Here is a 23,115-nt window from a genome sequence, read left to right on the forward strand (position 1 = left end):
ATGAAGAAACTCGGTACCTGGGCGGCGGCCCTGCTGGCCGCCGCGTCCTGCGGCTGGGCGCTGTGGACGGTGGCCGGTCACCTCGGCGAGGAGCACCGGCCATGGGTGTCCCCAGTCGCCGCCCCGCAGCCGGCGTCGCCGGTTCCTCCCTCGGTCACGCCGCCCGGCCCGCCTCCCGTCGTGCCGGCTCCGACGTCTCCACCATCGGTGCCCGGACCGGATCCCGCTCTGCCCGACGGGCTCGTCGTGACCGGCCGCGACCCGGTCGTCACGACGCCACCGGGAACACCCGGGCCGCCGGCGCCGACCCGGGAATACCCGCCGCCGTCCGGGGAACCGCCGCTGCCGCCGACCTCGGAGCCGCCGCCCGAGACGTCACCGGCGCCACCGGAGCCGTCCGAACCTCCGCCCACCGAACCCGCCCCGCCGTCCGCCCCGGAATGCGATTCGAGCGGGCTGCTCGGACCGCTGCTGTGCACCGTGTTCGGCTTGCTCGGCTGAGCGAGGGAACTATTCAACGCAAATAGTTTCTCCGCTTTTATGGACACAATTACTCACCAAGGCACCGCATTTCTCGGCTAATTATTTCACGTCTCGTTAACAGAGAAAACCGGAATCGGCCGCACTGTCCGTGATTCACTTTCCTTCGTCCGGGCGGCCCGTTTCCCGCCGGGCCCGAACGAATACCGAAAGGAAGCTCATGTCCCCAGAAGCTCCGCCAGGAGCCCGCACGAGGCGGCGTCGCGCCAAGTCGGCGGTCACGGTCACCCTCGCGGTCGCCACCCTCGGCGCCTCCGCGGTGGCCGCGGTCCCGGCCTCGGCGCAGCAGCCGATCGGGGTCGGTCCCGTGCCGATCACGTTCCACATGAAGGACGACAACGGCAAGTGGTTCGACTCCGGGCTGAACCTGTTCGGCGACCAGTCGCTGGCCGTGGCGGAGATGCCCCGCCTCGGCACGCTCGGCGGCCTGACGACCGGGGGTGAACTGTCCAGCCTGCTCAACTCCGACCTCGCCGGCGCGGTCGGGAACCTGACGCAGAACCTCCTCGGCCAGGTCCCGCTGCTCGGTTCGCTCGGCGGTGAGCTGGGGAAGGCGCTGAACCTCGACAGCACCCTGTCCGCGGTGAAGTCGATCGGGGCGACCAACCGGCAGGCCGCGCCGGCGGCCCTCAAGGCGGAGAACCTGCTGGCGCAGTTCGGCCAGCAGCTGACCACGATGCACGCCGACCAGCCGCTCAACCTGAACTCCCTGCCGATCGGCCTCGACCTGCAGGGCGCGCTCAACGACCTGGCCCAGTTCGCCGTCAAGGGCCCGCCCGTGACGGTGAACTTCGTGGTCGACCCGAAGGAGTCCACCGGCGCCCGGGACCCGATGGGCCTGATCGCCCCCGAGGGGGCGGAAGGCTTCCCCTACGACATGCCCGGCGGGGCGATGTTCGGCCAGCGGTCGATCCAGCTGACCGAGCCCGGGCTGTACGCCTTCACCGACATGGTGACCCCGTACATGCTGGGCGCGGTCGTGGTCGACGACCCGCTCACCATCGGTCTCGACTTCGGCAAGGCGTCGATGGTGAACTCGCGCAACCTCGTCGTCCCGACCAACTCCGACATCGTCAACCGGCTGGTGAACACCTTCTTCAACATCACCAACCCGAACAACTGGCAGCAGTTCAAGCCGGATTCGGAGAACAGCTTCAACCCGATCCAGCCGCCGGTGCCGATCCTGCAGTACGACGCCGCGGGCAACCCGGTGCTGATCCCGAACCTGGACGCCTACTTCGACAAGAAGTTCTCCTACCCGAAGACCTTGTCGAAGGGCAACCAGCTCCCCGCGACGCCGGGGGTCGGCGAAGTGTGGATCGACACCGAGGTCGAGGAGTGGGCCGGCAAGAAGGCGGTCGGTTCGGCGACCAAGGTCAACGTCACGAACTGGACGGTCGACCGCAAGATCGGCGCCCCGTCGATCAACATGAACAACCCGCACAACATGTGGACCGACAAGGACTACAAGTACCTCTACCAAACGGAGTGGTTCTCCAACAAGGTCGACGTGTTCGACCGGGAGACCGGTGCGTTCGTCCGGCAGACCCAGGTCGGACAGAACCCGGCGCACGTGATGACGGAGCCGGGCAGCGACAAGCTCGTCATCGGCATCAACGCCGGCAACGAGGTCGTCGAACTGGCGCCCGGCGGCACGAACGTGCTCCGGAAGATCACGGTCAGCCCGACCGGTGAGGTCCGGCACCCGCACGCGCACTGGACCAGCGCGGACGGCAAGACCGTCGTCACCCCGAACGTGCTGACCAACAACGCGTCGGTGATCGACCTGCCGACCGGCACCGTCCGGACCGAGAAGACGGGCCAGTTCCCGATCGCCTCGAGCATGACCCCGGACTCCTCGAAGTTCTACACGGCGGACTTCACCGGCGAATCGATCACCTGCGTCTCGCTCGCGGCGCCCGCTTGCGTGGACAACGGGCAGAAAGTGCACAGCAAGACGATCGACCTGTGGGCGAACTACAGCCCGCAGGACGGCCCGAAGCCCGGCGCCCCGTTCGGCGGCCTGACGATCCAGCTGCCGGTGACCCCGGACGGCAAGGCCATGCTCGCGGCGAACGTGCTGTCCCAGACGGTCAGCGTCATCGACCCGAGGACCGACAAGATCGTCAAGGACCTGCCGTGCGCGGCGGGCTGCCACGGCATCAACTTCGGGGCCAAGAAGGGCGGTGGCTACTACGGCTACGTGTCGAACAAGTTCGCCAACGTCATGCAGATCATCGACGTCGACCCGAACGGCGACGGTGCCATCGACGACGCGAAGGTCGCGGGCCAGCTGACGCTCGACCCGACGGCGACGACCAAGATGGACGGTTCGATCGCCGGGAAGGCCGGCTACGGCGGCCAGGGCGTGCTGGCCGTTCCGCTGGTCTACAACGGATGGGTCCAGCAGAACAAGGGGAACTGGCGGGCGCAGCTGACCTGCCGGCAGCTCAACCCCATCAGCCAGTCCGCCTGCTGACGATCGCGGTAGTGGTCCGGGGCCGGGTCTCGCACCCGGCCCCGGACCCCACCGACCGAGGAGATCCCATGGCGCACCGCCGGACAGCTCTTTCCCGCACCACGTTCGCGTTGCTCACGGCCGTGCTGGGCGTACTGGCACTGGCCCCGCCCACGGCGGCCCAAGTGTCCATCGTGCCCGATCGCGTCGACGGCGGCGGCACGCACACCTTCGCCTTCCGGCTGGCCAACGAGCGGGCCGACACGAAGTCCACCCGGCTCGAGCTGGTCTTCCCGCCGACCCCACCGGTCGCCTACGTCAAGGTCGACGCGCCGCCGGGGTGGACCGCCACCGTCCGCCCGCGACCGCTGAACCCGCCGGTCGAAGCCGGCGGCACGGTGGTCCGCGAGGTCGCGGACACCCTCGTCGTCGAAGGCGGCGCGGTCGCGCCGAGGCAGTTCGAGCAGTTCCTCGTCACCATGGGGCCGCTGCCCGCCGACGGGAAGCTGCTGTTCGAGGCGACGCAGGCCTTCGCCAACGGCACGGTCGCGCACTGGAACCAGGCGACTTCGCCCGCCCCGGCGATCACCTTCGGCGCCGGACCCGTCGCTCCCGCGGCCGAAGCCGGTGCGCAGCAACCGGTTCCGGCCGTCGGCGACGCCGCGGTCCCGGCGGACCAGGTGCCGCAGAGCACCGGCGGCCCGCCCTTCGCCGTGCTGTGGGGAGCCTTCGGCCTCGCGCTCGTCGTGATCACGGTGGTCGGGTACCGGGCCCACCGCCGCCGGTTGCGCGCGCCCGTCCCGGAACCCGAGTCCCCGCGCGCGGAGGTAGGCGTCGAATGACGGCGGTGAAAGAGCGTCCCCGCGTCGCGGTCCCGCGGCCGCGCGACGGGACCGGGCGGTTCGTCGCGCTCCTGCTTCTGGTCGCCGCCTGCTGGGGCACCCTGCTCGCCGTGACCCCGTCGGCGAGCGGGGATCCAGTGCTCGTGACGACGTCCCCGGGCAGCACCGAAGTGGTCAAGTCGCCCGACGCCGTCGTGCTGACCTTCGACCGCCCGGTGCCGGCCGCGCTGGCCACCGTGCGCGTCCTCGACCCCGACGGCAGCCAGGTCGTCTACACGCGACCGTCCCACGTGGACGGTCGCGACGACGCGATCTCCGTGCCCATGCCGGCGGAGCGGCACGAAGGCACGTACGCCGTGGCGTGGACGCTGCCGTCGAGCCGGCTCGAGCCGGTCAGCGGTTCCTTCACGTTCGACGTGTCCTACCCGATCCGGCCGGACGGCGTGCCCGAGATCGAGACGACCCGTGACCCGGTCGTGGCGGCCGTCCACCTGACGGCGCGGACCCTGGCGGTCGCGGCGATGGTGGTGCTCACCGGCCTCGCGTTCTTCACCGCGGCGATCGGGCCCGCCGCCGCGCGGGCCCGGGTCACCCGCCGGCTGGTCAAGACCACCTGGTGGCTGCTGACGGGAGGCACGCTCGTCGCCCTGGTGTCGTTCGGGCCGTACGCGGCGTGGGTGCCGTGGCGCGACGCGTTCGACCCGCGGCTGCTGGCGGGTGCGTTCGAGTCCGACGCCGGGGGAGCGCTGCTCGCCCGCCTGGCCACGCTCGTCCCCGCCACGCTGGGCCTCGCGCTGCTGGTGAAAAGCACGCCGGCGGCCACCGCAGGTGACCGGCGGCTGCGCGGCGCGGCGGTGCTGGGCTGCGCGGCCGCGGTCCTCGCCACCTGGACCTTCGCCGACCCGCGGCCACCCGGCGCGCCGCCGGTGCTCGCGCTCGCCGCGGACATCGGCCTCCTCGTCGCCCTCGCGGTTCCGGCCGGTGGCATGGTGCTGCTGCGGTCCCCCGTCGCCCGCCACCGGCACACGGTGTCCCGCTTCGCGCGGTCGGTGGCGGGGTGCGGGGCGCTGCTCGCCGTCGCTGGAACCGCCCAAGCCTGGTCCGGGCACAGGCTCGGCTGGCTCCCCGCCGGAGCCCTCGTGCTCGCGGCGGTCCTCGCCGTCCTCGCCTGGTTCGTCGCACGCCATCCGGTGAAGGCGCGGCTCGGCCATCGGATCACCGCGGTGGCGGGATCGGCGGTGGTGATCGCCGTGGCCACGGCGACGCTGCTGGCGCTCGACCCCGGCCAGAGCGCGCATGCGCAGGGCCCGGCGGGTCAGGCTCCGGCGGCGATCCGGCAGCAGGCCGCGCCGGCGCGGCTCGCGTACGACACCGGCGCGCTGGACCTCGTCGTCATCCCGGCGGCCGGTCGGCTCGACGTGCGTGTGTCGGTGCTGGGCCCGCAGCGCGCCGACACCACCGTGACCGCCGCGCTCGGCCCCACGCCCGTGCCGCTGGACCGCGCCGGATCCGGCTACTGGACGGGGCGGGCGGGCGCGCCCGGACCCGGCCGGTGGGAGCTCGCGCTGACACTGCGGGCCGGCGACGGCCGCACGCAGACGGTCAAGCAGCCGATCGACGTGAGATGAACGCCCCATCCAGCCGCGCGGGAGCCGCCTTGTCTTCGACCCCCACCGTCCCCTCGCACCGGGCCACTCGGCCGTCACCGCGGCCGCGCCTGAGCACCGTCCTCCAGCTCGTCTCCCGGCGGCTGCACTTCCTGGCGGGCATCGTCGTCGCCCCCTTCCTAGCGGTGCTGTGCCTCACCGGGCTCGTCTACGTGTTCAGCCCGCAGATCCACGACAGCCTCTACCGGTCCGACCTGCACGTGAACCACGTCGGCGAGGTGCGCCGCCCGCTCGCCGAGCAGGTCCGCGCCGCGCTCACGGCGCACCCGGAGGCGACGCTCAAGTCGGTCCTCACGCCGCCCGCCGCCGACCGCACCACTCGCGTGGTGCTGACGGTCCCCGGCCCGCCCGGGACCGCGGACCGCACCGTGTTCGTCGACCCGTACACCGGCCTGATCAACGGCGAGCTGAGCACCGTCGAGAACCGGCTGCCCGCCAACACGTGGCTGCGGCAGCTGCACAGCAACCTGCAGCTGGGCGAGGCGGGCCGGCTCTACGCCGAGCTCGCCGCGAGCTGGGTACCCCTCGTCGCCGTGGGCGGCGTGATCCTGTGGCTGGCCCGTGCTCGCCGCAAGCGCCCGCTGCGTGAGGTGCTCCTACCCGCCACCCGGGACAAGACCGGGTGGACCCGGCTGCGCGCGGTCCACGGCGCCGGTGGCCTGTGGCTGACGGCGGGATTGCTGGCGGTAGCGGTCACCGGGCTGGCCATGAGCCAGTTCGCGGGTGGGCGCGCGGACGCGGCGACCGACCCGATCCACCTGCGGGCCCCGGTCCTGGCGGCGGCCCCGGTGCCGGTCCGGCCGGGCGCCGAGCCGATCGGCATCGACCGCGCGGTGGCGGCCGCTCAGGCCGCGGGACTGAGCGGCGAGCTCGCCGTGGTCGCGCCGTCGCGGCCGGACGCGCCCTACACCGCCACGGAACCGGCGGAGGGACTGCCGATCCACCGCGGTGCGGTCACGATCGACCCGTACACGGCGGAGGTGACCGAGCGGATCGGCTGGAACGACTACTCGCTGCCGGCGAAGCTCAGCGCGCTGGCGACCGAGTTCCACACCGGCACGCTGTTCGGGCTGGCGAACCAGATCGTCCTCGCGCTGGTGGCGGTCGCGACGCTCGTCCTGCTCGCGCTCGGGTACCGCATGTGGTGGATCCACAACCCGTACAAGGGGCGGTGGACGTCGTTGCCGCGTCCGGTGTGGCGGCAGCTGGCCGGCGGCCCGCTGATCGTGACCCTGCTCGGGATCGCGGTGCTGGCCTGGGTCCTGCCGCTCATCGGCGCGAGCCTGGTGGTGTTCTCGGCCCTCGACGCTCTGCTTAACCGGGTCAAGCGACGCTCGGCGTAGCGCCCTTTCGTTCCTCGAGGTGGTCGCGAACGCGGCGTGCCGCCGCGATTTCGGCCTCGACGTCCAGCTCGGCGACGACGAGACCGGCACGGGAACCGGTCCGGGCCCGGGTGGTGCCGTCCGGGCCGACGATTTTGGCCGAACCGAGGTACCGGGTTCCGTTCAGGACACCGGCTTGGTTGGCGGAAACGAATACCACCTGGTTCTCCACGGCCCGCACACAGTCGTAGACATCGAAAAGGCGGGCTTGGCGGTCGCGCGCGAGGGTCGGCGCGCGGCTGCCGGTCGCCCACGAGCACAGGCAGGCGACGATCTCCGCGCCGTCGACGGCGAGGCCGCGGGCGGGCTCGGGGAAGGCCTTCTCGTAGTCGAGCAACATGCCGACCCGGCCGGCGGGGGTGTCGAAGGCGGCGAATCCCCGGCCGGGCTGCCGGTGCAGCGCCTCGGCCGCGGAGAGATGCACCTTGCGGTGCCGGCCGAGCACGCCGTCGCCGGACACGCACGCCGCAACCGAGTACCGCTCGTCGCGCGGGCCTGCTTCGGTGTACCCGAAGCACACCACCATTTCCGCGGCCAGCGCTGCCACCGCCCGCACCTCGGGCCCGTCCGGATCGAGCGCCGGTGCCTGGTGCTCGGGATCGGTCCGGCCGAAGTCGGCGAAGGAGCCGCCGAGCGTGCCGTCCGGCATGACCAGAACCGCCGCTCCGGCTTGGCGGGCTTCCTCGATCAGGGTGGCGATGCGCGCCGTGCCGAACGCGAGGTCGCGGCCGAAGTGGGCGGCGACGGTGGCGATCCGGGATGGCCCCATCCGTTCCTCCTGGTGCTGTCCGGGCGAGGGGACCTGAACGACAGACTGCCGGGTGTGGCGAGTGAACCGTGCTGCTCAATGCGGCCGAATATACCGTACGTCGGATCAAATGTTGTCGACCTGAGCCGCATTTTCCATGGTTGGTTAAGTGATTGACGCCGCCCAGTCGAGTGAAATTTCCGGACCATCGAAATAGGTGCCGGGGCCGACAATGGTGGAGCGGGTGACAACTGTGCGAAATCGCCTGGCTGTGCCTTTTGTAGGCTCGTCGTTCCCTTGAAAGGACGTGTCACCTATTTGTCTTCCGGTGCAGGGACGGTGCTCTCCGGAGGTGTTACGGGATCAAGCGGTCATGCGTTACCTGTCCCCGATCTGGTAACGTGCCGGTGTTCTGGATGAAACGGTCCGGAAATGGTCGGCCGGTGCATGGTCAGGTGTTCACGGCGCTGTCTCGTCGCCTCGGCCCGCACGGCGACGGAAGACACGACTGCGGTGTTGCTTGTGTCAGCGGCAGGTGCGGGAGTCGGCAGTGGAGGATGCCGGTGTCGTAGGCGATGGCGACGGCGTGCGCGCGCGTCTCCCGGTGGTCGCCGGGGTGTCCGCGCCGGGCTTCGGCGCGATGCGGACGTTGACCGAAGAGGCGATGTCCCGCGGCGCGGCGGGCGTGATGATCGCGCCGCCGCCCACGTTGCGGACCGACGACCAGATCGCCGGCTACTACGCCGAAGCCGCTTCCGTGCTCGGGCCCGGCGTGCCGATCGTGGTGCAGGACTACCCGTTGACCTTTTCCGTCGTCATGTCCGTGCCGGTCCTGTGCCGGATCGCGCGCGAGGTGCCGTCGGTGGTCATGCTCAAGCACGAAGACTGGCCGGGCCTGGAGAAGATCAGCGCGCTGCGAGCCGCCGAGGAAGCCGGTGAGACGCCACGCTTGGCCATCTTGTGCGGCAATGGCGGGCTGTTCCTCGACTTCGAGCTGGCGCGCGGCGCGGACGGGGCGATGACCGGGTACTGCTTCCCCGAGCTGCTGGTCGACCTGGCCGGCTTCGCGCGCGAGGGCCGCACCGCCGAGCTGCACGACCTCTTCGACGCCCACCTGCCGCTCATCCGCTACGAACAGCAGCCCGGGATCGGGCTGGCGGCACGCAAGTACGTCCTCTGGCGCCGGGGGCTGCTCGGCAGCGACATCCAGCGCAGGCCGGGACGGCCGCTCAGTGCGGCCGAACGCGCCGAAGTCGACCTTCTGCTCGAGCGGCTCGCCCGCCTCGACCCGCGGGCGCACTGCCGCGGCGCACCCGCGACGCGAACGCGGAGGTGAGCGCGCCCCGGCGCGAAGTCCTCGACGGCGCCTCCGACCGGCGTCAGCTGTAGGCGAACAGGTCCTGCCGGATGTCCGCCGCGCGGAACAGGTGATCGCGTGACACCTCGAGCTCACCGCGCAGACGGGCGAGGTCGGCGTCGAGCAGGGATCCCTGCCACTTGCGGATCTTGCCGGCGACGATGACGGTCTCGACGTTGCTCCGGTCCATGAGCGACACCACGGCCCCCGGCACGCTGTTGAGTGGAGTGACGTTGGGTGCGGTGGCGTCGAGCAGGACGATGTCGGCTTCCTTGCCCGGCGTCAGTGAGCCGGTCTTGTGGTCGAGACGCAGGTGCTTGGCGCCGTTGACGGTGGCGAACCGCAGCACGTCGCGGACGGTGAAGAGCTGCGGGGTGCCCGGGGCAGGAGTCGGGTAGTGGCCGGGCGGGTTGACACTTCCCTGGGCGAGGACGCTCTCGTTGACCAGCATGCGCTGCATGGTCATCGTCGAGCGCATGAGTGTGAAGGCGTCGGGAGCCATGGTGGTCTCGACGTCGGAGCTGAGAGAAGGTTCCAAGCCCAGCTCCTGCATTTTCAGCAGCGGAGGGGTGCCGTGGCGCATGGTCATCTCGATCGGTGTGGCGACCGAGACGTGGACACCGGCGTCGCGAATGCGCTCCCACGCGAAGTCTGACATGCCGGTCATGTGGATGAGGAGCACGTCCGGGCCGAAGCCGATGTCCTTTCCGGTCCCACCGCGGCCGTGGGCGAGGTCGTCGAAGCGCGGTCGCATGCCGAACGACCCGACGGCGTGGAGGGCGATCTGCAGGTCCAGCTCGCGGGCGATGCCCCAGGCTTTCGAGTAGACCTCCTCACCGAGGTGGACCTCGCCGCCCATGACCATGGTCACCAGCTGGTCGTCGGAGGAGAACCACTGCTTGCGGATGTGGTAGGCGTCCTGTGGGTAGCGGGCTTCGGCGCGGCCGTCGCCTTCGAAATAGCCGAAGGCCGCGCGACGGCCGGCGTCGGCCAGGGCTTGGATCGCGGCGTCGGTGTGCTCGGGGGAGTGGTGGATCTGGGAGACGTCGAGCACGGTGGTGACGCCGGCGTCGAGCTGGGCGAGCCCGCCGAAAAGCGAGTTGATGTAGACGTCCTCGGGCCGGTACACCGGTGCGAACCGCTGCAGGACGTGCCCGACGTAGGCGGGGTCCGCACTCGGCGTGCCGGATCCGTCGTCGACCAGGAGGCCGTTGGCGAGGAACGAACGCAGCGCGGTTTCGAACAGGTGGTGATGGGTGTCGACGAACCCGGGCATGACGATCCGTCCGCGTGCGTCGACGACGTCCACGTCGTTCGCCTCGATCGCGGGGGCGACGGCGGCGATCTTGTCCCCGTCGACCAGGACGTCGGCGACCTCGAAGTTGCCCACATCCGGGTCCATGGACATGACGGCTCCGCCGCGGATGAGGTAGCGCCGACCCGGACGGCCGGTGTCGAGCGGGGCTGGGGCGGGGTTTTCGGGCATGGCTGTACTCCTCTATGTATGACTGGTTCGGTGGGCTGGGAAGACAGCGGGAAGTCGCGGAGGTGCTGCCGCCGCGGATCATGGTTTCCTCAAGATTCGTGTGCCCGGGCGCGCGGCGCGCCGGTGTAGCTGGGCAGGCCGGCGCCGGGCGGCGGGATCTGCCGGGCGCCGACCGGGTTGCGCAGCACGCCGACGCCGGACGCTTCCAGCTCCACGACGTCACCGGGCTGGATCCAGCGGTTCAGTTCGAGGCCGCAGCCGCCGCCTACGGTGCCGAGGGCGAAGAACTCTCCGGGGTGGACGGGTTCGTCGAGGGAGGCCCAGGCCAGCACCTCGGCGAACGAGAACTGCCGGTTGGCCGTGGTTCCGCTCGACCAGGTTTCGCCGTTGACGCGGGCCGTCAGCCCGATCGACCATTCGTCGACTTCGTCCATGGTGAGCACGCTCGGTCCCATCGCGGTGCAGAAGTGCTTTCCCTTGGACGGCCCGATGGTCAGGCTCATCTCGAAGAACTGGATGTCCCGTGCGCTCACGTCGTTGAAGATCGTCACGCCGGCGATCAGGCGGCCCGCCTCGTCGGGAGTGACGTCGACGCCGCCACCGGAGGTGAAGAAGCCCAGCTCGAGTTCGAAGTCGAGCTGTCCGGTGTAGGACGGCCACAACAGCGGATCACCGGGGCCGACGACCGTCTCGGCGTTGCCCTGGTAGCAGATCGGCATGGCCGTGAAGGCCGGGGGAACCGGTAGCCCCGATCCTGCCGCGTGGTCGGTGTAGGTCAGGTAGTCGCGGATGCGACGCGGGCGTGGGACCGGTGCCAGCAGCCGCACGTCGTCCATGGGCAGGACCGCCGGTCTCCCGTCCGGCGCGCTCAGCTCGGGTCCGTGCTCGTCGGCGAGGAGGAGTGCTTGCGCGCCGAGGTCGAGCCCGCGAGCGCCTTCTCCGAAAAAGGCCACCATCTCGGTGGGAACGCGTGGTTCCTCGCCCGCGCCGCGCCGCGCGGCACCCCGCAGCGCGCGATCGGGGTCGACGACGACGTCGCCGTGCTGGATGCCCACCCGCGGCAGCTCTCCGGGGGCGACGTAGGTGACCAGGCGCATGGTTTCCCCGTTCGGTCAGCGGTACTGGAGGCGGGCTTGGCGGGGGACGTCACCGAAATCGCCGCGGTGGAAATCGCGGAAGGCCTGGGCGATCTCGTCCTGGGTGTTCATCACGAACGGGCCCCCGACGGCGACGGGCTCGCCGATCGGTTCGCCGCTGTAGGCCATGACGACGACAGGGATCTCTCCCCGCGCCTCCACGGCGATCGATGAGACGAGCGCTTGTGGGACGGGATCGGACCAGGCGATCTGACCGGCTTCGACGGCGTGTCCGGCGATCGACGCCCGGCCGGAGAGGACGTAGAGGAACGCGCGGTCGCGGCCGGGCAGGAGGTGGTCGAGCCGGCGACCCGGCTCCAGCGTGAGAATCGCGCCGGAGATGGGCCACTCGTTGACAGCCGGTCCGCTGAGCTCGCCCACCCGGCCCGAGATCACGTCGATCCGGGTCCCGTCCCGCTCGATGACGGGGCGCTGCCCGGCGAGCAGGTCCTGGTAGCGCGGCCCGGTCAGCTTCCGGTCGGCGGGAAGGTTCACCCACAGCTGCAGGGTGTGTGCCCGTTCGTCGCGGAAGGCGAGCTCGCGGTGGATGATGCCGTGGCCCGCGGTCATCCACTGCACGTCGCCGGTGGCCAGCGCGCCGCTGTTGCCGGCACTGTCCCCGTGCTCGAGAACGCCGTCGACGACCAGGGTCACGGTTTCCACGCCGCGGTGCGGGTGCCATTCGAAGCCGGGAGAGGAGAACCAGTCCTCGCTCAGGACGAGGAAAGGATCGGTCAGCTCCGGACGCGCTGGGCTCATGACGACGTACCGGTCGTCCACCTGGGCGTCCGGCCCCAGGTGCGTCTTGCTTTCGATCCGCGCGAGAATGCGTTGCCGGGTGTTCATCGGGATTCCTTCTGTCAGTGCGCCAAAAAACGCTGCCGCAGCTCGCCGATTCCCTCGACCCAGCTGCGGAGCTCGTCTCCGGGCCGCAGGTACCGCTCGGGCTTCCGGCCCATGCCCACGCCGGCCGGTGTGCCGGTGAAGATCACGTCCCCGGGGTAGAGGGTGACGACCGACGACAGGTGGGCGATCAGCTCCGGGACGGAGAAGATCATGTCGGCCGTTCGGGCCTTCTGCACTTCCTCGCCGTTGACCGTGCACCCGATCTCCAGATCGTCGGGATCGGGCAGCTCATCCGGTGTCACGAGGACCGGGCCGGTGGGGGAGAACCCGGCGTGGGACTTGGCCAGGCTGAACTGCGGGACCGGTCCGCGCAGCTGCGACCGGCGCTCCGAAAGGTCTTGGCCCACGGTCAGCCCGGCCACGTGGCCCCAGGCGTGCTCGACGTCGACGTGGCGAGCCGTCCGGGAGATCACCGCGACGAGCTCCACCTCCCAGTCGACGGCCGCGGTCGGCAGGCGCACCTCGCTGACCGGCCCGGAGAAGGAGCTCGCGAACTTGGTGAAGACCGTCGGCTCCGCCGGGAGCTCGGTGATACCGCCCTCGGCGGCGTGGTCCGCGTAGTTGAGACCGATCGCGAAGACCTGCCGGGGTGCCGGCGCGGGCGAGCCGAGTGACGCCGGGGCCGGCTCGGCCGCGTCGAGGTGGTCGCCCTGCCCGGCTGCCCACTGCTTGAAGTCGTCGAAGACCTCGTACACGGCTTGCGGGTCCGCGGCGAAGCGGCCCTCGCTCGCACTGGCCACGTCGACGGCACGGTCGGCGACGACGAGGTTCAGGCGTCCTGCCACATTGGCGATTCGCATGGTGGATCAGGCTTTCTCGTGCGAGTCGGTCATCAGTTCCGCGAGGTCCTCGGGTTTGAGGAACGACGGCGGGGGCGGCGGTCCCCAGGCGTAGAGGCTCTTTTCACCGGCGACGATGCCGGGTTTCCAGAGCTGGTCGTCGACGATGCAGTCGAGGTCGGAGTAGTACTCGGAGAAGTTGCCTGCCGGGTCGCGCAGGTACCAGAAGAAGTTCGAGCCGATGTAGTGGCGGCCCAGCCCCCAGGTGTGCCGCTCCGGGTGACCTTCCAGCATCGCGGTCGCGCCCCGGCCGACCTCGTCGACGTCGTCGACCTCCCACGAGGTGTGGTGCAGGAAGCTGACGGGCGCCTGCTGGACGAGGACGTTGTGGTGGTCGGTGGAGCAGCGCATGAACGACGCGAGCCCGGGGGCCTCGTCGCTGACCTTGAAGCCGAGACCTTCGGTGAAGAATCGCTGGGTCGCGGCCTGGTCGGCGGACCCGAAGACCACATGACCCAGCTTCCGGGGCCGGACGGGCTCTTGCCGCTCGACGCCGGGTGCCCGCTCGTCGGGCCTGGTGGCCGCGCCGGGCGTGTTGTACGGGGGAGCGGGCGTCGGCGTCTGCTGCAGCCGAGGCGCTACCGACACCACGACCTCGAGGCCGGTGACCGGGTCGGCGGTGCGGAGGACGTCGCCTTCGCGCCGAGCGTCGACGTCCAGCCGGTTCAAGGACGCCGTGATGCGCTCCAGGTCGTCCGGGTCGTCGACGCCGACGCCGAGGGTCAGCAGCCGCCGGCGCGGACTGTGCCTGATCCGCAGCTGTTCGCCTCCGTCCACGGTGGCGAACCGGTGCCCGTTGCCTTCGCCGGAGTGGGTGAGCCCGAATTCCCGGTAGTAGCCGGCGGTTTCCTCGACGTTCGGGACGCCGATGGTGATGTCGGTCAGGCGGTGCAGCCCCATCGATGGCCTCCTTGCTCAGCTGGGCAGGACCTCCGATTTCATAGTTCATCACCAAGTCTCGATAGTCAACCATAGAATCGATTCTGCAAGTCAGAGTGTGGTATCGTTGCCGGCATGGTGAAGCGTGCGGGTGGGGAGAGCCTGGCCGTGGCCGTGTACGAGCAGGTGCGATCCGCGATCCTCAACAGCGGCGAACTGCTCCCGGGGCAGCGGCTCAAGCCCGCGGACCTCAGCGGCCGCTACGACGTGAGCCTCAGCGTCGTCCGGGAGGCGCTCGGCATGCTGGCCGCCAAGGGACTCGTGCGCATCGACCGCAACCGCGGCTTCCACGTCACCCCGCTGACGGAGGAGACGCTGGCCGACGTCACCGAGGCCCGGCTGATCAATGAAGGTGCGGCGGTGCGGCTGTCGGTGCAGCGGGGTGACGTCAGCTGGGAGTCCGAAGTCCTGGCGGCGCACCACCGGCTGGCCAGCCAGCCACTGTTCCTGCCGGGTGACCCGCCGCCGCGCAACGACGAGTGGGCTCGGGCGCACATCGACTTCCACCACGCCCTGATCAAGGCCTGCGGCAACCCGATCCTGCTCGACATCTGCGCTCGGTTGACCGACACCGCCGAGCTCTACCGGGCATGGTCCGCCGCCGGAACTCGGCACGTGCACCGCGACGTCGCCGCCGAGCACCGGGGTCTGCTCGAGGCCGCGCTCGCGCGCGATGCCGACTTGGCCGTAGCAAGGTTCGAAGCGCACGTGACCCGGACCAGGCAGATCCTCTCCAGCTGCGGCCTGCCTGCGGCCGACGGCGAACCCGCGAGCGGTGCGGCGAGCTGATCGGGTCCACGAGCGCCGGGCACCATGGTGCGGAGCGCCTCGGGGTGCTTGTCGATGCGGCACCTGCGCCGGTGTTGCGCCCGCCGACCTGGTCGTGGTGGCCGAGTTGGCCGGTGCGCTCTTCGCGAGCTACTGCCGCCCTGCCACGGAGATCGTGGCAGGGCGGCGCGGTCGTCAGGTGATGGTGAGCGTCGTCGTTCCCGGTGTCGCCCCACCAGTGGTCCCGAACTCTCCCGTGGCGGCGTCGAGTGCGAAGTGCAGCCGGCCTTCCGGGTCGGCGGTGGCCTCTCGGGTGGTCGTGACCGCCTGGTGCGTGGCACGGATCGGGTAGGTCCGGCCGGGCGTGAACGCGGCCACCTCCCCGACCCGGAACACCCGGCCGGCATGGCGGCGCTCGCCGAGGTCGTCGCGGTGCTGGATGAGGGCTTCCGGTGACGGCGCGTTGGTCCACCTCGACGGCGCCGATCCGTGAGCGGCTGGTGCCTCATCTTGGGAACTCCCGCGTGGTCAGCCGCGATCGGGAACCGGTTCGATGGTGCGTTTCTGCCGGTCGGCGAGGATGTCGTCGAGGAGGGAGCCGACTTCGGCGCAGTTCGTGCGGACGATGTCCAGGAACGCGGCGAGCACGGGGGAGTCGTCGGCCGCGCGGAAGGACAGCTGGAGATCCGGCAGGCGGACGCGGGGAACGACGTCGCAGAACCGGATGTCCTTGCGGGTGACCAGCCGCATGCGGGCCGGGCCGAGGCCCACGCCGACGTCGCAGGCCGCCAAGCCGATGATCGTGTGGACGTCGCGAGACACCGTGGCCGCGTCGAGCGCCGTCGTGCCGGGGCCGAAGTGGCTGCGCAGGTGAGCGGCCACCGCCGGCTCCTGCTCGGGAGCCGACATGATCAAGTGCTCGGCCGCCAGTTGCTCGAGCTGGATCTCGGCGCGGCCGGCGAAGGGGTGCGCGACCCCGACGACGGCGACCAGGTGGTCCGCGCCGATCGGGACGGTCACGAGCCCTTCGACTCCGGCGCCGCGCGGGGCACCGCGGCCGACCGCCACGTCGAGCTCACCTGCGACCAGGGCCGCGGCCGCCTCCGGGCTGCTCATCTCGCGCAGGTCGAGCCGCACGTCGGGCCGGCTCCGGCGGAAGCGGCCCAGTACTCCGGGTAGCGGCGCCAGCAAGGCCGAGCCGATGAAGCCCATCCGCAGCCGGCCGGTTTCGCCCCGCGCCGCGCGGCCCGCTTCGACCGCCGCGGCCGTCATTTCCCCGAGTGCCCGGCGGGCCCGGGCGAGGAACGCGGCGCCCGCGGCGGTGGGGAACACGCCACGGGGCGTGCGGTCGAACAGCCGCTCGCCGACTTCGCGTTCCACCGCGGCGATCTGGGTGGACAGCGGCGGCTGGGCGATCCCGAGAGACGCGGCCGCGCGGCCGAAGTGCTGGTGCTCGGCGAGGGCCAGGGCGTACCGGAGGTGTCGCGACTCCATACTTTCAACATATCAAGCGCGGGTGATCCAGATATAAAAGTGGATGACCGAAGCCGAGGCGCGGTGGAGTGGAGCCGGTACCTCCCTCCGTCGAAAGGCCGTCATGAACGAGACCACCACCTGTGTTTTCGTCCACGGTGCCTGGCACTCTTCGCTGCACTGGACCGCGACCCAGCGGGCGCTGGCCGCCCACGGCGTGTCCAGCGTGGCCGTCGACCTGCCCGGCCACGGCGTGACCGCGCCGATGCCCTCCGGATACCTGCGGCCCGGTCAGCCCGCCCTGGCCACCGAGCCGTCCGCGCTGGCCGGGCTCACCACCAGCGCGCTGGTGGACGCGCTGGTCGCCGACCTCGCCGAGATACGCCACCGGTTCGCGCGGGTGGTCCTCGTGGCCCACAGCGCGGGGGGCGGCCCGGTCTCGGCCGCCCTCGAACGGCAGCCGGAGCTGGCCGACCACGTCGTCTACCTGTCGGCGTTCGTGCCGGCGGGCCGGTCGCGCTTCGTCGACTACGTCGGCGCGCCGGAGAACGCCGGTGCCGTGCGCGTGCCCAACTCCGGCGATCCCGAGGTGATCGGCGCGTTCCGGATCAACCCGCTCTCCCCGGATCCCGCCGAGGTGGCGGTCATCCGGCGGGCGTTCCTGAACGACTGGCCCGCGGACCGGCACGGCTGGCGCCTCACCCTCCACCCCGACGAACCCCTGGTGTCGCTGGCCGGGGAGTTCCCCGTGACCGCCGGGCGGTGGGGCCGGGTCCCCCGCAGCTACATCCGGCTGACCGACGACCTCGCCCTGCCTCCGGCCACCCAGGACCTGATGATCGCCGAGGCGGACCGGCTGGTGCCGGAATCCCCGTTCTCGGTGTACTCGTTGCCGGGTGGGCATTCGCCCTTCCTGACCCGGCCCGGTGAGCTCGCGGAGCTCGTCGCGCGGATCGCAAAACAGGCATGAGGCCCGCCGCGCAAGCCGTGCTGCTGTCGGGGACCTTCGTGCAGCTGATGAGCGTCACCGTGATGCAGCTGGCCGTCCCGCGCATCCGGCACGACCTCGCCGCCGGTTCGGGCGCCGGGCAGCTGGCACTGGCCGGTTACACGCTGACCTTCGCGTGCGCGCTGATCACCGCGGCTCGGCTCGGGGACCGGTTCGGCTACCGGCGGTTGTTCGTGCTCGGCACGGTCGTGTTCACCGCCGCGTCACTGGCTGCCGCCGCCGCGCCGGACGTGGGGGCACTGGTGATCGCCCGGCTGCTGCAGGGCGCGGGCAGCGGTGTGGTCGCGCCTCAGATCCTGTCGCTGATCCAGACCGCGGTGCCCGCGGACCGGCGCGCGGGTGTGCTGGGCCGGTACGGGGCGACGATGGCCATCGCGTCACTGGCCGGGCCGTTGTGCTGCGGCGTCCTGCTGCACTTCGACCCGTTCGGCGCCGGCTGGCGGGTGGCGCTGGCCTTGCCGGTGCCGGTCGGGCTCGCCGCGCTGGCCTCGGTCCGGATCCTGCCCGGCGGGCGCGGGCCGGCGGGCACCGGCCGGGTCGACCCCGTCGGCGCCGCGTTGTCCCTGACCGGGCTGGTGCTGCTCGTGCTGCCGCTGACCCTGGGCCAAGACGCGGGCTGGCCGGCGTGGACCTGGCTGAGCGCGGTGCTGGCCATCGGCCTGCTCGCCGCCTTCGGCGTTTCGCAGCGGCGAGTCCGGCACCCCCTCGTGCACCCCGAAGCGCTGACCGCGGCGACGACCCGCTGGGGCATCGCCGCGGTGCTGCTGTTCAACGCCGGCATCCCGTCGTTCAGCCTGCTGCTTTCCCTGCACCTGCAGGGTGCGCTGCACCGCGATCCGCTGGTGACCGCGATGACGGTGGCGCCCTATGCGATCGGTGCGGTCCCGGGCAGCCGGCTCGCCGAAGCGGCGGCACGCCGGTTCGGCGCCGCGACCTTGGCCGCCGCCTCGGGCTGCCTCGCCGCGGTGTCGCTGCTGCTCGTTCCGGCGCTGGTCGCGCCGGCGCCGGTCCTGTGGGCGGTGCTGGGCGCGGGCGGGTTCGCGTTCGGTCTGTTCACCGCGTCCGCGTTTTCCCTGGTGCTGAGCCGGGTACCGCCCCAAGCCGCCAGTTCGGTGTCGGGCCTGCTGCCGACCGCGCAGCAACTGGGCGGCACGGTGGGGGTGGCTCTGGCCGGTGTCCTCTACGCCGAGGGGGCGATGGGCGCGGCGATGGGCTACGAGGCATTCGTTTTCCTGCTCGCCGCTGTCGCTACGGCGCGTCTGCGCCGCGGGACCGCTGAACCCGTTGGAGGTGTGCCGTGGACCGACTCGATCTCACCGCCGAAGAATTGCTGACCACCACCCGGGCGGTCCGGCACCGGCTGGACTTCGACCGGCCGGTGGACCCCGCGGTCCTGCGCCGGTGCGTGGAACTGGCCTTGCAGGCGCCGAGCGGGCGCAACAGCCAGGGCTGGAGCTTCGTCGTGGTCACCGATCCGGAGCGCCGCGCCGAACTGGCCCGGCTCTGGCGCCGCGGTCTCGGCCAGGGCGACACCCCGATGTCCGCGGACGACCAGCGCCGCGCGTACGCGAAACCGGGGTCGATGGACAAGGTCTGGAGCGGACTGCGGTATCTCGGGGACAACCTGCACCGGGCGCCCGCTTTGGTGGTGCCGTGCATCGAGGGGCGCACCGACGGCCTCGGAGCCGACCGCCAGGCGGGCAAGTGGGGTTCGTTGCTGCCCGCGGTGTGGAGCTTCATGCTCGCCGCGCGCCTGCACGGGCTCGGCACGGTGTGGACCACCGGGAACATGGCCGTGGAGCGGGAAGTCGCCGCGCTGCTGGGCATTCCGTACGACTCGGTGATGCAGGCCGCGGTCGTCCCGGTCGCGCACACCGTCGGGACGCGGTTCCGGCCCGCGCCTCGGGTCCCGGTCGACGAAGTGCTGCACTGGGACCGGTGGTGAGCCCGGATGCTCAGTTCGTCGCGCGCGCGATGCCGAGCGCGGCGGTGCGCACGGCGGGAGCGAGCCGGTCGACGGCGGCGCGCGAATGGGCCACGATGCCGAGCGCGGCCCGGACCCCACCGTCCAGTCGCAGGATCGGGGCGGCCACCGACGCCGCGCCCAGCGTCATTTCCTCGTAGGAGTAGGCGGCGCCCGTCCGCCGCACCTCCTTGAGCGCCCCCGCGAGCCGGCCGGGCTGGGTGATGGTGTTCGGGGTCATCCGGGGCAGCCCGGCCGCCGCGACCGCGGCGAGCAGGTCCCGGCCGGAGAAGGCCAGGATCGCCTTGCCGACGCCGGTAGCGTGCAACGGCAGCCGTCCACCCACGTGGGTCTGGGTGGGGACCGCCTTCGTGCTGGAGATCTTCTCGATGCAGAGCGCTTCCGTGCCGTCCAGGACGGTCAGCTGGATGTTCTCCTGGGTCGCCTGGAAGAGGTCGTGCATGTAGGGCAGCGCGGCCTCTCTCAGGTCGCGCTGCCGCGGGGCGAGCGAGCCGATCGTCCACAGCCGGATGCCGATCCGGTAGCGACCGTCCTCCAGCCGTTCCAGGCCGCCCCACGCGCGGAGTTCGCCGATCAGCCGGCGGGCGGTGGACACGGACAGGCCGCTGCGCGTGGCCACTTCGGTGAGTGACAGCGCCGGGTGGGCGACGTCGAAACAGTCCAAGACCGAGAGCAACCGCCGCGAAACGGACTGCCCGGGGTTGTTCGTCCGTCCGGCCACGCAGCGAGGATAGCCAGGTCTGCCACTGAGTGGCAACGCGCGCTGGCTTCCGAAGGTCTTGGAGCTGAGGATCAGTGGCACGGACGACTCGAACAAGGAGGTTCTCGCCGTGCTGACCGGTCACGAAGAACAATCGCGTGCCCCCTCTCGCACTGCCACTGAGTGGTCGCCGCGATGAGCGGGTTCTGGGCCCGGCAGGGCATCGTCCCGAACCTCCGCTGGGGGTTCGCCGCGCTGACCCTGTTCATGGTCGGCGACGGCATCGAGTCCGGCTTCCTCTCGCCCTACCTCGACGAGCGCGGCTTCGGCTCCGGGCAGGTGTCCCTGCTGTGGGGCGTCTACGGGCTCGTCGTCGCGGTGGCGGCCTGGCTGGCGGGCGCGCTGGCGGAGACTTTCGGCCCCAAGCGCGCGATGCTGACGGGGTTCGCGGTCTGGGTGTTGTTCGAGGTGGCGTTCCTGGTCGCGCTGGCGCGCGGGGACTTCGGGCTCATGGTGCTCACCTTCGGCGTGCGCGGGATCGGCTACCCGCTGTTCTCCTACGGCTTCCTGGTCTGGGTGGCGATGGAAACGCCGCAGGCCGTGCTGGGCAAGGCCGTCGGCTGGTACTGGTTCTTCGCCATGCTCGGTCTGGGCGTGCTCGGCTCCTACTACGCCGGGCTCGTCATCCCGCTGATCGGCGAGTTCGCCACGCTGGCGTCGTCGCTGGCGTTCATCGGCGCGGGCGGGCTCATCGTCGCGCTGCTGGTCAAGGCCCGCGGCCGGGCCGAGCGCGGCGGTGGGCTCCGCGCGGTCTTCGGTGCGGTGACCATCGTCTTCGAACGCCCGAAGGTCGGCATCGGCGGGATCGTCCGGGTGATCAACACGCTCGGCTTCTACGCCTTCGTGGTCTTCCTGACCACCTACATGATCCGCGACGTCGGACTGTCCACAGCGGAATGGCAGACGGTGTGGGGGACGATGCTGCTCGTCAACGTCCTGGCCAACGTGCTGTTCGGCTACGTCGCCGACCGGATCGGCCGGGTGCGGACCGTGGCCTGGTGCGGCGGGCTGGCCTGCGCGATCAGCGTGCCCGCGCTCTACCACGTGCCGCACCTCATCGGCCCGGACTTCTGGGCGATCCTCGGCGTCGCGGCCGTCTACGGCGCCGCGCTCGCGGGGTTCGTCCCGCTCTCGGCGATTCTGCCGTCGCTGGCGCCCCAGCACGTCGGCGGCGCCGTCGCGATCCTCAACCTCGGCGCGGGTGTCAGCCAGTTCCTCGGCCCGGCGGTGGCCGGGCTCGTGGGCCCGCTCGGCGTCGGCGGCACGGTCTGGGTCATCTCCGGTACCTACGTGCTCGGCATCGGCCTGACCTACTGCCTGCGGGACCGCACCCGGGTGGCCACCACGACCCACGCTCCGGAAAGGACAGTCGCGTGAAACCGACGATCGTGCTCGTGCCGGGGATGTGGCACGGCGGCTGGGCCTGGGACCGCGTCGCGGCCCTCCTCGAAGCGGATGGCCACCCGTGCGTGCGGGTCACGTTCCCGGGCCGGGACCGGGCCCCGGGGGACGAGACCTTCACCGGGCACTGCGCCCACCTCACCCGGGTGCTCGCCGAGGTGCCCGGCGACGTCGTGCTCGTCGGCCACTCCTACGGCGGCGCGGTGCTGACCGAGGCCGGCGACGCCGCAGGCGTTCAGGCCATGGTGTTCGTGAGCGCGTTCTGCCTCGAACCGGGGGAGTCGGTCGCGTCGGTCAACGACGCCGAAGCGGGTTCCGAGGCGGGCGTCGACGACATCCGGGAGGTCGGCGACCACCTCGTCATCGGCCAGGAGACCGCGCGAGCCGCGTTCTACCACGACTGCGACCCCGCCGACGCGGCTCGCGCGGCCGAGCGGCTGACCCCCGAGCACGTCAGCACGCGCACCACCGCGGTGACCCGGGCGGCCTGGCGGGCCGTGCCGTCGCACTTCGTCGTCTGCACGGCGGACCGGGCGTGCACCCCGGACGTCCAGCGCAGGCTGGCGAGCCGGACGGGCTCGTGGAGCGAGCTCGCGGCCGGCCACTCGCCGATGCTGTCCATGCCGGCCGCGTTGGCCGGCGTGATCACCGGCTTCGCGAAGGAGGCGACGGCGTGAACGCTCCCGTCGCGATCGTCACCGGCGGAGCCGGCGGCTTGGGCCAGGCCATCGCCTCGGCCCTGCTGGCCGACGGCTTCCGCGTCGCGCTGCTCGACCGGCACGGCGCGCGGGAAGCCGCCGGACGGCTCGGCGAATCCGCCACCGGCGTCACCGCGGACGTCACCGACGAAGCCGCGGTCCGCGCCGCGCTCGACGAGGTCGAGGCAACCTGGGGCCGGATCGACGCAGTGGTCAACAACGCCGGGATCGAACCGCAGCACTCGCTCGAGGACCTGGACCCGGCGACCTGGCGCGCCACGCTGGAAGTCAACCTGACCGGGCCCGCGCTGCTGATCAAGCACTGCGTCCCCCGGTGGCGCCGTCAGGGCGGGGGCCGGGTGGTGTCGATCGGCTCGCGGGTGTGGCTTGGCGGCGGCGCGACCGGCTCGTACTCCGCGTCGAAGGCGGGACTCGTCGGCCTGACCCGGGAAGCGTGCCGGGAACTCGGCCCGCTCGGGGTCACGGTGAACGTGGTGGCGCCGGGTTTCGTGCGGACTCCGTTGAACGCCGAGAAGGGCGACGCCGGGTTCGTCGAGGCCTACGCCCGCCGGTTCGCCGCCGCGTCGCCACTGGGCCGGCTCGTCGAGCCCGCCGACATCGCCGGGGCCGTCGCGTTCCTGCTTTCCGACCGCGCCCGCGCCATCACCGGCGAAGTCCTGCACGTCACGGCCGGGACGCACCTCGCGCCGTTCATCCCTTGA

At 71.5% G+C, this 23,115-nt stretch carries 22 protein-coding genes; 13 read left to right on the forward strand and 9 right to left on the reverse strand.

Going from position 1 to position 23,115, the window contains the following annotated elements; all coding sequences use genetic code 11:
* The 5 genes from ABFJ78_RS46350 to ABFJ78_RS46370 all read left to right on the forward strand — a co-directional run bounded on the left by ABFJ78_RS46350 (position 1) and on the right by ABFJ78_RS46370 (position 6,850).
* Complete coding sequence (locus ABFJ78_RS46350; RefSeq protein WP_436393834.1) at positions 1-501, forward strand: hypothetical protein; 501 nt, start codon at positions 1-3, stop codon at positions 499-501.
* 199 nt (positions 502-700) lie between these two features.
* Positions 701-3,019 (forward strand): copper oxidase, encoded by a 2,319-nt coding sequence (locus ABFJ78_RS46355; RefSeq protein ID WP_436393835.1) that lies wholly within the window; start codon positions 701-703, stop codon positions 3,017-3,019.
* Between the two features lie 68 nt (positions 3,020-3,087).
* On the forward strand, positions 3,088-3,840 hold the full coding sequence (locus ABFJ78_RS46360; protein ID WP_436393836.1) for a DUF1775 domain-containing protein: 753 nt from the start codon (positions 3,088-3,090) through the stop codon (positions 3,838-3,840).
* A gap of 5 nt (positions 3,841-3,845) precedes the next feature.
* The gene (locus ABFJ78_RS46365; protein WP_436393837.1) at positions 3,846-5,468 is read left to right on the forward strand and encodes a copper resistance CopC family protein; all 1,623 of its coding nucleotides are present in this window, start codon (positions 3,846-3,848) and stop codon (positions 5,466-5,468) included.
* Positions 5,469-5,497: 29 nt separating this feature from the next.
* Positions 5,498-6,850: a PepSY-associated TM helix domain-containing protein gene (locus ABFJ78_RS46370; RefSeq protein WP_436393838.1), complete on the forward strand. Its 1,353-nt coding sequence runs from the start codon at positions 5,498-5,500 to the stop codon at positions 6,848-6,850.
* Here ABFJ78_RS46370 and ABFJ78_RS46375 read toward each other — a convergent pair.
* Positions 6,831-7,658: a carbon-nitrogen hydrolase family protein gene (locus ABFJ78_RS46375; protein ID WP_436393839.1), complete on the reverse strand. Its 828-nt coding sequence runs from the start codon at positions 7,656-7,658 to the stop codon at positions 6,831-6,833. The two genes, ABFJ78_RS46370 and ABFJ78_RS46375, sit on opposite strands and share 20 nt — an antisense overlap.
* A 565-nt stretch (positions 7,659-8,223) precedes the next feature.
* Here ABFJ78_RS46375 and ABFJ78_RS46380 point away from each other — a divergent pair.
* Positions 8,224-8,973, forward strand: a complete 750-nt coding sequence (locus tag ABFJ78_RS46380; protein ID WP_436393840.1) for a dihydrodipicolinate synthase family protein — start codon at positions 8,224-8,226, stop codon at positions 8,971-8,973.
* Between the two features lie 43 nt (positions 8,974-9,016).
* Here the strand turns inward: ABFJ78_RS46380 and ABFJ78_RS46385 are convergent, their stop codons facing one another.
* The 5 genes from ABFJ78_RS46385 to ABFJ78_RS46405 form a co-directional block, all read right to left on the reverse strand.
* Positions 9,017-10,480, reverse strand: a complete 1,464-nt coding sequence (locus tag ABFJ78_RS46385) for an amidohydrolase family protein (protein WP_436393841.1) — start codon at positions 10,478-10,480, stop codon at positions 9,017-9,019.
* Between the two features lie 89 nt (positions 10,481-10,569).
* Complete coding sequence (locus ABFJ78_RS46390) at positions 10,570-11,577, reverse strand: fumarylacetoacetate hydrolase family protein (RefSeq protein ID WP_436393842.1); 1,008 nt, start codon at positions 11,575-11,577, stop codon at positions 10,570-10,572.
* Between the two features lie 15 nt (positions 11,578-11,592).
* Complete coding sequence (locus tag ABFJ78_RS46395) at positions 11,593-12,462, reverse strand: pirin family protein (protein WP_436393843.1); 870 nt, start codon at positions 12,460-12,462, stop codon at positions 11,593-11,595.
* A gap of 14 nt (positions 12,463-12,476) precedes the next feature.
* A complete protein-coding gene (locus tag ABFJ78_RS46400; protein WP_436393844.1) occupies positions 12,477-13,322 on the reverse strand; it encodes a fumarylacetoacetate hydrolase family protein in 846 nt (281 codons plus the stop codon).
* 6 nt (positions 13,323-13,328) lie between these two features.
* Positions 13,329-14,261, reverse strand: coding sequence for a VOC family protein (locus ABFJ78_RS46405; RefSeq protein ID WP_436393845.1), 933 nt, complete (start codon positions 14,259-14,261; stop codon positions 13,329-13,331).
* A 114-nt stretch (positions 14,262-14,375) separates the two neighbouring features.
* Here ABFJ78_RS46405 and ABFJ78_RS46410 point away from each other — a divergent pair, with 114 nt between their 5' ends.
* Positions 14,376-15,089: a GntR family transcriptional regulator gene (locus ABFJ78_RS46410; protein WP_436393846.1), complete on the forward strand. Its 714-nt coding sequence runs from the start codon at positions 14,376-14,378 to the stop codon at positions 15,087-15,089.
* Positions 15,090-15,263: 174 nt separating this feature from the next.
* Here ABFJ78_RS46410 and ABFJ78_RS46415 read toward each other — a convergent pair whose 3' ends face one another.
* Together ABFJ78_RS46415 and ABFJ78_RS46420 are read right to left on the reverse strand one after the other, a co-directional pair.
* Positions 15,264-15,464: a hypothetical protein gene (locus ABFJ78_RS46415; RefSeq protein WP_436393847.1), complete on the reverse strand. Its 201-nt coding sequence runs from the start codon at positions 15,462-15,464 to the stop codon at positions 15,264-15,266.
* A gap of 132 nt (positions 15,465-15,596) precedes the next feature.
* Positions 15,597-16,562: a LysR family transcriptional regulator gene (locus tag ABFJ78_RS46420; protein ID WP_436393848.1), complete on the reverse strand. Its 966-nt coding sequence runs from the start codon at positions 16,560-16,562 to the stop codon at positions 15,597-15,599.
* Between the two features lie 103 nt (positions 16,563-16,665).
* On the opposite strand from ABFJ78_RS46420, the gene ABFJ78_RS46425 reads away from it, so the two are divergent.
* Genes ABFJ78_RS46425 through ABFJ78_RS46435 form a run of 3 tightly spaced genes read left to right on the forward strand, consistent with a single transcriptional unit; the run spans position 16,666 to position 19,495 of the window.
* Positions 16,666-17,511, forward strand: a complete 846-nt coding sequence (locus tag ABFJ78_RS46425) for an alpha/beta hydrolase (protein ID WP_436393849.1) — start codon at positions 16,666-16,668, stop codon at positions 17,509-17,511.
* The gene (locus ABFJ78_RS46430) at positions 17,508-18,884 is read left to right on the forward strand and encodes an MFS transporter (RefSeq protein WP_436393850.1); all 1,377 of its coding nucleotides are present in this window, start codon (positions 17,508-17,510) and stop codon (positions 18,882-18,884) included. Before ABFJ78_RS46425 ends, ABFJ78_RS46430 begins: the two co-directional genes overlap by 4 nt.
* Positions 18,848-19,495 (forward strand): nitroreductase family protein, encoded by a 648-nt coding sequence (locus tag ABFJ78_RS46435; RefSeq protein WP_436393851.1) that lies wholly within the window; start codon positions 18,848-18,850, stop codon positions 19,493-19,495. Before ABFJ78_RS46430 ends, ABFJ78_RS46435 begins: the two co-directional genes overlap by 37 nt.
* A gap of 10 nt (positions 19,496-19,505) precedes the next feature.
* Here ABFJ78_RS46435 and ABFJ78_RS46440 read toward each other — a convergent pair whose 3' ends face one another.
* Positions 19,506-20,255, reverse strand: coding sequence for an IclR family transcriptional regulator (locus tag ABFJ78_RS46440; protein ID WP_436393852.1), 750 nt, complete (start codon positions 20,253-20,255; stop codon positions 19,506-19,508).
* Between the two features lie 174 nt (positions 20,256-20,429).
* Between ABFJ78_RS46440 and ABFJ78_RS46445 the strand changes: the two genes are divergently transcribed.
* Genes ABFJ78_RS46445 through ABFJ78_RS46455 form a run of 3 tightly spaced genes read left to right on the forward strand, consistent with a single transcriptional unit; the run spans position 20,430 to position 23,115 of the window.
* Positions 20,430-21,671 (forward strand): MFS transporter, encoded by a 1,242-nt coding sequence (locus tag ABFJ78_RS46445; protein ID WP_436393853.1) that lies wholly within the window; start codon positions 20,430-20,432, stop codon positions 21,669-21,671.
* Entirely contained in the window at positions 21,668-22,372 is a 705-nt protein-coding gene (locus ABFJ78_RS46450) for an alpha/beta fold hydrolase (protein WP_436393854.1), read from the forward strand. Before ABFJ78_RS46445 ends, ABFJ78_RS46450 begins: the two co-directional genes overlap by 4 nt.
* Positions 22,369-23,115, forward strand: coding sequence for an SDR family NAD(P)-dependent oxidoreductase (locus ABFJ78_RS46455; protein WP_436393855.1), 747 nt, complete (start codon positions 22,369-22,371; stop codon positions 23,113-23,115). Before ABFJ78_RS46450 ends, ABFJ78_RS46455 begins: the two co-directional genes overlap by 4 nt.

Source organism: Amycolatopsis sp. MEPSY49 (assembly GCF_051337345.1).
In the GTDB taxonomy this organism is placed as follows: domain Bacteria; phylum Actinomycetota; class Actinomycetes; order Mycobacteriales; family Pseudonocardiaceae; genus Amycolatopsis.